This window comes from Aquabacterium sp. A08, from assembly GCF_011742065.1.
Genome location: NZ_JAAQQT010000119.1, coordinates 1 through 383 on the forward strand (window position 1 = coordinate 1; position 383 = coordinate 383).

Genomic DNA, 383 nt, shown 5'->3' on the forward strand with positions numbered 1-383 from the left:
TGCGGCGTGTTGTCGGGCAGCAGCTCCCAGTTGCGGTTGTCGGTGCTGGCCACGGTGCCGGTGCGCATGATGCGCTTGAGTTCGCCCGGGCCCAGGCCGGTCACGTCGGCCACCGCGCCTTCCAGCGCCAGCTGGATTTCGGCCAGCGCCGGAATCGGCACCCACAGCGGCAGTTCCTCGTCCAGCACGTGGTCCTCGCGCACATAGGCGTGGGCCAGCACGTAGTCGCCCAGCTGCTGGCTGTTGCGCAGGCCGGCGCAGTGGCCCAGCATCAGCCAGGCGTGCGGTCGCAGCACGGCAATGTGGTCGGTGATGGTCTTGGCGTTGCTCGGCCCCACGCCGATGTTGACCAGGGTGAGGCCGCTGCGGTCGGCGCGCAGCAG

Annotated in this window: 1 pseudogene; it reads right to left on the minus strand. The window is 70.2% G+C overall.

The features are described from left to right. A pseudogene (locus HA630_RS00675) lies at positions 1–383 on the minus strand (AMP nucleosidase); the annotation flags it as partial.